Annotated in this window: 9 protein-coding genes and 1 pseudogene; 7 read left to right on the top strand and 3 right to left on the bottom strand. The window is 65.8% G+C overall.

Features of this window, described 5'->3' with window-relative positions; translation table 11 throughout:
- The 5 genes and pseudogenes from purL to grxD all read left to right on the top strand — a co-directional run.
- A pseudogene (purL, locus tag ACU0BR_RS12490) lies at positions 1 to 1,569 on the top strand (phosphoribosylformylglycinamidine synthase subunit PurL); the annotation flags it as partial.
- 138 nt (positions 1,570 to 1,707) lie between these two features.
- Complete coding sequence (locus tag ACU0BR_RS12485; RefSeq protein ID WP_446157158.1) at positions 1,708 to 2,094, top strand: hypothetical protein; 387 nt, start codon at positions 1,708 to 1,710, stop codon at positions 2,092 to 2,094.
- Positions 2,095 to 2,180: 86 nt separating this feature from the next.
- Positions 2,181 to 2,717 carry a cupredoxin domain-containing protein gene (locus ACU0BR_RS12480; protein ID WP_446157157.1) on the top strand — a complete coding sequence of 179 codons (537 nt, stop codon included), beginning with the start codon at positions 2,181 to 2,183 and terminating at the stop codon, positions 2,715 to 2,717.
- 177 nt (positions 2,718 to 2,894) lie between these two features.
- Positions 2,895 to 3,137, top strand: coding sequence for a BolA family protein (locus ACU0BR_RS12475; RefSeq protein WP_446157156.1), 243 nt, complete (start codon positions 2,895 to 2,897; stop codon positions 3,135 to 3,137).
- A gap of 214 nt (positions 3,138 to 3,351) precedes the next feature.
- Positions 3,352 to 3,714, top strand: coding sequence for a Grx4 family monothiol glutaredoxin (grxD, locus tag ACU0BR_RS12470; RefSeq protein WP_446157155.1), 363 nt, complete (start codon positions 3,352 to 3,354; stop codon positions 3,712 to 3,714).
- A 37-nt stretch (positions 3,715 to 3,751) separates the two neighbouring features.
- Here the strand turns inward: grxD and ACU0BR_RS12465 are convergent, their stop codons facing one another.
- Together ACU0BR_RS12465 and ACU0BR_RS12460 are read right to left on the bottom strand one after the other, a co-directional pair.
- Positions 3,752 to 4,150: a cell division protein ZapA gene (locus ACU0BR_RS12465; RefSeq protein ID WP_446157154.1), complete on the bottom strand. Its 399-nt coding sequence runs from the start codon at positions 4,148 to 4,150 to the stop codon at positions 3,752 to 3,754.
- A 1-nt stretch (position 4,151) separates the two neighbouring features.
- A complete protein-coding gene (locus ACU0BR_RS12460) occupies positions 4,152 to 4,721 on the bottom strand; it encodes a hypothetical protein (protein WP_446157153.1) in 570 nt (189 codons plus the stop codon).
- Positions 4,722 to 4,944: 223 nt separating this feature from the next.
- On the opposite strand from ACU0BR_RS12460, the gene tkt reads away from it, so the two are divergent.
- Positions 4,945 to 6,960 (top strand): transketolase, encoded by a 2,016-nt coding sequence (tkt, locus tag ACU0BR_RS12455; protein ID WP_446157152.1) that lies wholly within the window; start codon positions 4,945 to 4,947, stop codon positions 6,958 to 6,960.
- 97 nt (positions 6,961 to 7,057) lie between these two features.
- On the opposite strand, the gene ACU0BR_RS12450 is transcribed toward tkt, so the two are convergent.
- Positions 7,058 to 7,441 (bottom strand): DoxX family protein, encoded by a 384-nt coding sequence (locus ACU0BR_RS12450; protein ID WP_446157151.1) that lies wholly within the window; start codon positions 7,439 to 7,441, stop codon positions 7,058 to 7,060.
- A gap of 220 nt (positions 7,442 to 7,661) precedes the next feature.
- Here ACU0BR_RS12450 and ACU0BR_RS12445 point away from each other — a divergent pair.
- Positions 7,662 to 8,120, top strand: a 459-nt coding sequence (locus ACU0BR_RS12445; protein ID WP_446157150.1) for a glyceraldehyde 3-phosphate dehydrogenase NAD-binding domain-containing protein, incomplete at its 3' end; no start/stop codon positions are given.

The following is an 8,120-nucleotide window of genomic DNA, read 5'->3' as shown; positions in this document are numbered from 1 at the left end:
GTGGGGATGCCCGTCGTCTATCTGGGCGCCAAGACCGGGCGCGACGGCGTCGGCGGCGCCACGATGGCCAGCGCGGAATTCGACGACACCATCGAGGACAAGCGCCCCACCGTGCAGGTGGGCGATCCCTTCACCGAAAAGCGCCTGCTGGAGGCCTGCCTGGAGCTGATGCGCACGGGGGCCGTGATCTCGATCCAGGACATGGGCGCGGCCGGTCTGACCTGTTCGGCGGTGGAAATGGGCGACAAGGGCGATCTGGGCGTGCGCCTGGATCTGGAAAAGGTGCCCACGCGCGAAACCGCGATGACCGCCTATGAGATGATGCTGTCGGAAAGCCAGGAACGCATGCTGATGGTGCTGCGCCCCGAGAAGGAGGCCGAGGCCATGGCGATTTTCGATAAATGGGATCTGGATTTCGCCATCGTCGGCGAAACCATCGCCTAGGACCGTTTTCTGATCGTGCACAACGGCGAGGTGATGGCCGATCTGCCGCTCAAGGCGCTGTCGGGCACGGCCCCAGAATACGACCGTCCCCACATCGAGACCCCGGCGGTCGAACCGCTGGAGGTCATGCCCCAGATCACGCCGCTCGACGGGCTGCGGACGCTGCTGAAATCGGTGAACTACTGCTCGCGCCAATGGGTGTGGGAGCAGTACGACAACATGGTGATGGGCGACACCGTTCGCCTGCCCGGTCTGGGCGCGGGCGTGGTCCGGGTGCATGGCACGCGCAAGGCGCTGGCGTTCACCTCGGACGTCACGCCGCGCTATGTGCGGGCCAACCCGTTCGAGGGCGGCAAGCAGGCGGTGGCGGAAGCCTTCCGCAACCTGATTGCGGTGGGCGCGCGGCCATTGGCCTCGACCGACAACCTGAACTTCGGCAATCCCGAAAAGCCCGAAATCATGGGCCAGTTCGTCGGCGCCATCAAAGGCATCGGCGCCGCCTGCGAAGCGCTCGACATGCCGATCGTGTCGGGCAATGTCTCGCTTTACAATGAAACCGACGGTCAGCCGATCCTGCCCACGCCCACGATCGGCGCGGTCGGGCTGATCGACGACATCGACAATCTGATCGGCGGGCTGGCCCGCGCGGGCGACACGGCGCTGCTGATCGGCGATACGGTCGGCCATCTGGGCCAAAGCGCGCTGCTGGCGGAGGTCTTCAACCGGGAGGACGGCGACGCCCCGCCCGTTGATCTGGAGGTCGAGCGCCGCAACGGCGAATTCATCTTCGCGCATCGCAACTATATCTCGGCGGCGACGGATCTTTCGGACGGCGGGCTGATGCTCGCGGCCTTCGAGATGGCCGAAGCGGCCGGCATCGGGCTCAAGCTGGACGATCTGGGCATGGCGCAGCTTTTCGGTGAGGATCAGGGGCGCTACCTGCTGGCCTGCGGCTTCGACAATGCCGAAGCGCTGATGCTGGGGGCCGCGAAGACGGGCGTGCCGGTCAAGGCGGTCGGCCGCTTCGGCGGCGCCAAGATGAAGGTCGGCCGCAAGAGCCTGACGATGCAGGGCCTGTCGGATATCTATCGCCGCAGTTTCGCGCGCGCTTTCGATCATCGGTGAGCAGCGGGGCCGCGCGCGGCGCGGTCCCGGCGCGGGGCGGTTTTCCGCCAGTCGCGAATTCGCGAGCTTGCGCGGCGGGGGCGCGATAAACATATTGGGTCCAAGCAAAAAAATCGGCCGAGCAGGACTTTCCAGCCTTTGTTTCTACGTATCCTCATCGCGATGACGCTTGCCGCGCTCATCCTGGTGCCCGTGAGCCATCAGGCCGAGGCGGGCCAGCACCCCGCGCAGGCCGATCACGCGGCGGCGGATACCGAGCACGGGCCGGATCACCCTGCCGACAATCCTGGCGCAGGGCGCGCGACGTCTGAGCCGTTCCCCCCCGCCCTGCCCGATCCTGCAATCAGCGATGAGCAGCTGCTGACCTGCGAGACTGAAAAACGCTGCCACGTGAACCAGCAGTTGCCGCAACACGCGATCGATCGGCTGCGCGCGCCGCGCCTGCGGGCCGCGCGCACCATGCCCGGCACCGTGGTTTTCCGCGGCATGTCTCCCGATCAGCCGACCCCCCCGCCGCGATCCTGAGAAAATCGAACAGACGAACCCGCGCACCCTCCGGGGCCGCGCGGACACAGACCTGATTTTGACTTTCCACTAGGATACCTACTCACATGAGCAACTTTTTCGCGAAATCGGCCGCCCTGATGGCCGCCGTCGCCTTCGTCACCACCCCCGCCCTGGCAGGCGGCACGCACAGCAACGCGGACAAGCCGGAAATCGGCGCGCCGGGCAAGGCGGCCCACGCCGACCGCGTCATCGACGTGTCCTTGACAGACAATGCCTATTCGCTCGATCAGCTGAGCGTACGGGACGGGGAAACCATCACCTTCCGCCTGAGCAACGACGGGGAATTCCTGCACGAATTCAACGTGGGCACCCCCAAGATGCACCAGGCCCACCAGGACGAGATGATGGAAATGCTCGACAGCGGCATGATGTCGATGGAGAAAAAGCCCAAGGGCAAAGGCCACGCGGACCCGAACTCCATCCTGCTCGAGCCCGGCGAAACGGCGGAATTCACCTGGACCTTCGCCAAGACCGAGTCGCTGGAATTCGCCTGCAACGTGCCCGGACACTATCAGTCGGGCATGGTCGGCACCGTCAGCTTCGACGGAGAGGTCGCGCCGACCGGCGAGGCCAAGTCCTGACGATCGCGCCCGTCCCCATTCCGGGGTCAGCCGCCGTCACCTGCCCGGGCAGGACTTGAACGGCGGTTGAAGGGCGGCTGAGAACCGCGATGCGGGCCGCGCCTGATCGGCCCGCATCGGCTTGCACCGTGGCGCCGTGCGAACTACATCTTTGGCAATGACCAAAGGATGCTGCCAATGCCGATGCAAGCGCGCGATATCGAAGACCTGATCCGCGAAAGTTTTCCCGACGCGACAATCACGATCACCGATCTCGCGGGGGACGGAAACCATTACGCCGCCGAAGTGATCGACGAAAGCTTTCGGGGCAAGAACCGGGTCCAGCAGCAGCGCGCCGTCTACGCCGCGCTGAAAGGGCGGATGGACGGGTCGAACGGCGACTTGCACGCCCTCGCCCTGACCACGAGGTCGCCGGAATGAGCGTGCTCCTTCTTGTCGCCGGTGCCGCGATGATCGCGCATGTCGCCGCTGTCGCGCGATCCCGCCAACGAACCGACGCCGCGCGTCTGCGCATCGCGGTCCCCCTGCGCGATGACCGGGCTGCGCAGGTTCCCCGACCATCTCATCCCCGTCAGACGCGATCCACAACGACCTGCACGGGGCCGTTGCCCCGTCCAAAGAGAGGTAACTTTCAATGAGCGATGCCACTTCCCGCATCAAGGATACCGTCAGCACCCACGATGTCGTGCTGTTCATGAAGGGCACCAAGGCGATGCCGCAATGCGGCTTTTCCAGCCGCGTGGCCGGTGTGCTGAATTACATGGGCGTCGAGTATCAGGACGTGAACGTCCTGACCGACGAGGAGCTGCGCCAGGGGATCAAGGAATATTCCGACTGGCCCACCATTCCGCAGCTCTACGTCAAGGGAGAGTTCGTCGGCGGGTGCGACATCATCACCGAGATGACCCTGTCGGGCGAGCTGGACCAGATGTTCGACCAGCATAACCTGTCCTACGACAAGGACGCCGCCGACAAGATCCGCGAAGCCAACGGCTGATCGCCACGCGGATCGTGGCCCACCGGGGACAGGCCGCCTATTCGGCGGCCGTCCGTTCGGCGATCTGATCGGCCAGGGATTCCGCCCGCGCGGCGATCTCGGCCATGCTTTCGTGCAACTCCGGCGGAATGACCGGCACCTGGATCGTCTGCGGTTCGGGCTGCGGCGCGGATTGCAGCTCCGCGATGCGCGCCTGCGCCTCGCCCAGCGACTTTTTCAGCCGCGCCAGCTCTTCCGAGACGCCCGCTGTCTTGTCGGCCAGCATCAGCCCCGCCATGAGCAGCATCCGGTTTTCCGGCAGCCGACCGATCTGCGACAGGATCGCCTCTGCCTCGGCATCGAGCAGGGAGGCGGCCGATTGCAGGTAATGTTCTTCTCCGGCCTGGCAGGCGACCTCGAACGAGCGCCCTCCGATGTTCACCACAACCTCGGTCATGTCACGCTCCTCCAACCAGCGGTTTCAGCTCCGACAGGATCGCATCCATTTCCGCGACATCCGCGTCGCGGGTGCTGCGCAGCGATTCCAGCTCCGCCGTCATCGCGACGTTGATCAGCTGCGGATCGCCCACCATGGTCGCGTTGATTTCGCGCAGCTTGCGGTTGTTCTCGCGCAGCTTGTCATTGGCCGCGCGCATACCTTCCATCTGCCATTCGGTCTGCGCCAGCTGGTCGCGCATGCGTTCCAGCTGCGCCTGGGCGGCGGGCGGTGCGCTGTCGCGCCGGTCGCGGGCGGCGGCCAGTTCTTCCGACAGGCGGGCGCGGGCCGCGCGCTCCTGCTCCAGCGCCGCGCGCTCCTCGTCGAGGGCGCGGCGCAGATCCTCCACCTCCTGGCGGGCGGCGTCGATTTGCGCCTGCGCGGCCTCTTCGGCGGCGCGCGCCTCGGTCTCGGCCTCCTGCCGGAGGGCGGCATCGTCGTCGCCCGGCGCCTGCGCGATCGCCTCGAGCCCCTGCCCGATGCGATCCAACGCCGCGTTAATCCGTTTTTCGAGATCGCTGATGTCGGCCATCACTCGGCTCTCCTCTGTGTCGCATCCCGCCTGTTTCGGGTCGGGTTGTTACGGTTCTGGCGAATCAACACCCGGGTCTGCAAGCGATTTTAACGAATGGGGCGGGGAAATGCGCCCCTCTTTCCGCCGCTTAGGCGGCGCGGCTCCTGCTGCGCTTGCACTTCGGGGTGGTGCTGCTATCACGCCTTCAGATGACAAATCCTGAAAATCAAGGATACCGGCCGTGGATATAGCTGCACTGCGTGAAAAACACCCCGCCCACTGGAACAAGGCCGCCGCCATCCGCGCGCTGACGCTGGATGCCGTTCAGGCCGCGAATTCCGGGCATTCGGGCATGCCGATGGGCATGGCGGATGTCGCGACCGTGCTGTTCGAGAAGCACATGAAATTCGACGTGGCAGCCCCCGAATGGCCGGACCGCGACCGCTTCATCCTGTCGGCCGGCCACGGCTCGATGCTGATCTATTCGTTGCTCTACCTGATGGGCGACGCGGAAATCACACTCGACCAGATCAAGAACTTCCGCCAATGGGGGTACAAGACCGCGGGCCACCCGGAGAATTTCCTGGTGAAAGCGGTGGAGACGACGACCGGCCCGCTGGGCCAGGGGCTGGCCAATTCCGTGGGCTTCGCGCTGGCCGAAGAGGTGCAGCGCGCCCAATGGAGCAAGAAGATCGTCGATCACCACACTTATGTCATCGCCGGCGACGGCTGCCTGATGGAAGGCGTCAGCCAGGAAGCGATCGCGCTGGCCGGGCGGCAGAAGCTGTCGAAGCTGATCGTGCTGTGGGACAACAACGGCATCACCATCGACGGCAAGGTGGCCCTGTCGGACGGCACCGACCAGCTGAAGCGGTTCGAAGCCTCCGGCTGGTCGGTGTTTTCCTGCGACGGCCACGATCCCGAGGATATCGACCGCGCCATCACGGCCGCCAAGGCCACCGACACGCCGTCGATGATCGCCTGCACCACGCATATCGCGCTGGGGTCCTCGGCGCAGGACACGGCCAAGGGGCACGGCGCGCTGACGGATGTGCAACTGGTGCGCGACACCAAGGAGGCCTACGGCTGGACCACCGGCCCGTTCGAAGTGCCCGCGGACGTCAAATCCGAGTGGGAGGCGATCGGCAAACGCGGCGCGCAGGCGCGCGCGGACTGGCAACAGCGTCTCGGCGCGCTGTCGGCCACCAGGCAGGCGGAGTTCGAGCGCATCATGTCGGGGGCGCCCGCCAAGAAACTGGTCTCGACCGTGCGCGCGCTGAAAAAGCAGATTTCGGCCTCCGCCCCCAAGGTCGCGACCCGCAAATCCTCCGAGATGGTGCTGGAGGTGATCAACCCGATCATGCAGGAAACCTTCGGCGGATCGGCCGACCTGACCGGCTCGAACAACACCAAGACCGCCGATCTGGGCATTCACGATATCGACAACCGCAAGGGGCGTTACCTGCACTACGGCATCCGTGAACATGGCATGGCGGCCGCGATGAACGGCATGGCGCTGCATGGCGGGGTGAAGCCCTACGGCGGCACCTTCATGTGCTTCACCGACTATGCCCGTCCGGCGGTCCGCCTGTCGGCGCTGATGCGCGCGCCGGTGACCTATGTGATGACGCATGACAGCATCGGACTGGGCGAGGACGGCCCGACGCATCAACCCGTCGAGCACCTGGCGATGCTGCGCGCGACGCCCAACCTCAACGTGTTCCGCCCCGCCGACACCGTCGAGACGGCAGAAGCCTGGGAACTGGCGCTGCAGTCGCAGGCAACGCCGAGCGTCCTGGCGCTGTCACGCCAGAACCTGCCCACCGTCAGGACCGAGCACAAGTCCAAGAACCTGACCGCGCAGGGCGCCTATGTGCTGGCGGACGCCGACGGCAAGCGTATGGCGATCCTGCTGGCAAGCGGGTCCGAGGTGGAAATCGCGCTGGCCGCGCGCGAGCAGTTGCAGGCCGACGGCATCGGGACGCGCGTCGTGTCCTTCCCCAGCCAGGAGCTGTTCCTCGCCCAGGACGAGGCCTACCGCAAGCGCGTGCTGCCCGCCGGGCCCGTCCGCGTCGCCGTCGAGGCGGGCGTGCGCATGGGCTGGGACCGTTTCCTGATGGGCGAACGCGGCAAATCCGCCAAATGCGATTTCGTCGGCATGGACCGCTTCGGGGCCTCTGCCCCGGCGGAGCGTCTGTTCGAAGAATTCGGCATTACTGCCGATGCCGTCGCGGCGGCCGTGCGCGCGCTGATCTAGGCGCAGGCAGCGGGTCCACAGCCCGCTGAATTGAGTATTTTCGCCAAGAAGAGGCAGGTCTTCGTCACCGCGGGGCCTGCCTTTTTCCTGTGCGCCCTCAGCGCCCCCCGCGCCAGGCAAGGCGCCCCGCCCCCGCCACCGCCAGCGCCAGCAACCCGCCTGCGATCGCCCAATTCTTGACGAAGATCGTCATTTGCCAGGGATCGGCGGGCTGAAAGTGGAAGATGCTGGTAAATGCCGCATATCCGGCGAGCGCCAGGGCAACGGGCCGTGTCCACACCCCCAGCACCAGCGCCGTGCCGGCCAACGCGTTGAACGCCAGCGCGGGCCAGACCAGAAATTCCGGCATGCCGCGCATCGCGAGCAGCGCCATCGCCGGGGCCGGGTCGACGGCTTTCTGCACCGCGCCGCCCAGGAACAGACCGGCGAGTAGCAGGCGCGCCGCCAGCAGCGCGCCATCGTCGAAATGCCCTCGTGTCATCTGCGAACCTTTCCGCTGAGAATATGATGCCCCGCGCGCGATCGCGCCGCTTGTTTGCGCTAACCACGCCGACTCGCCCAAGTTTAACGCTAACATATTGGCGAGGAACTGTTTTTTCCTTGGGGTCGGATTACTTGCCTGCTAGACGACGCGGAAACGCGACGCGCGCGCGCGTGATGCTGCCCGTCCGATCCGTACCGCTGCTATCAGGAGAACGCAAATGACCATCACCCTTGGCATCAACGGCTTTGGCAGAATCGGACGCTGCACGCTGGCGCATATCGCCGAGAGCGGTCGCAACGACGTTCAGGTGGTCAAGATCAACGCCACCGGCCCGATCGAGACCAACGCCCATCTGCTGCGCTATGACAGCGTGCACGGGCGGTTCGGCGGCGAGGTGCGGGTGTCCGGCGACACGATGGATCTGGGCCGCGGGCCGATGCAGGTGTCTTCGACCTACGACCCGGCCGAACTCGACTGGTCCGGGGTGGATGTGGTGCTGGAATGCACCGGCAAGTTCAACGACGGCGTCAAGTCGGCCGTGCATCTGGACCGCGGCGCCAAATCCGTGCTGATTTCCGCCCCCGCGAGCAACGTCGACCGCACCGTGGTTTACGGCGTCAACCACCACGCGATGAAATCGGGCGAGCGCATGATCTCCAACGGCTCCTGCACGACG

The sequence above is a fragment of the Brevirhabdus sp. genome (assembly GCF_052826345.1).
Note: the sequence above shows the minus strand (reverse complement) of the source record. Positions and strands in the feature narration are given on the sequence as shown.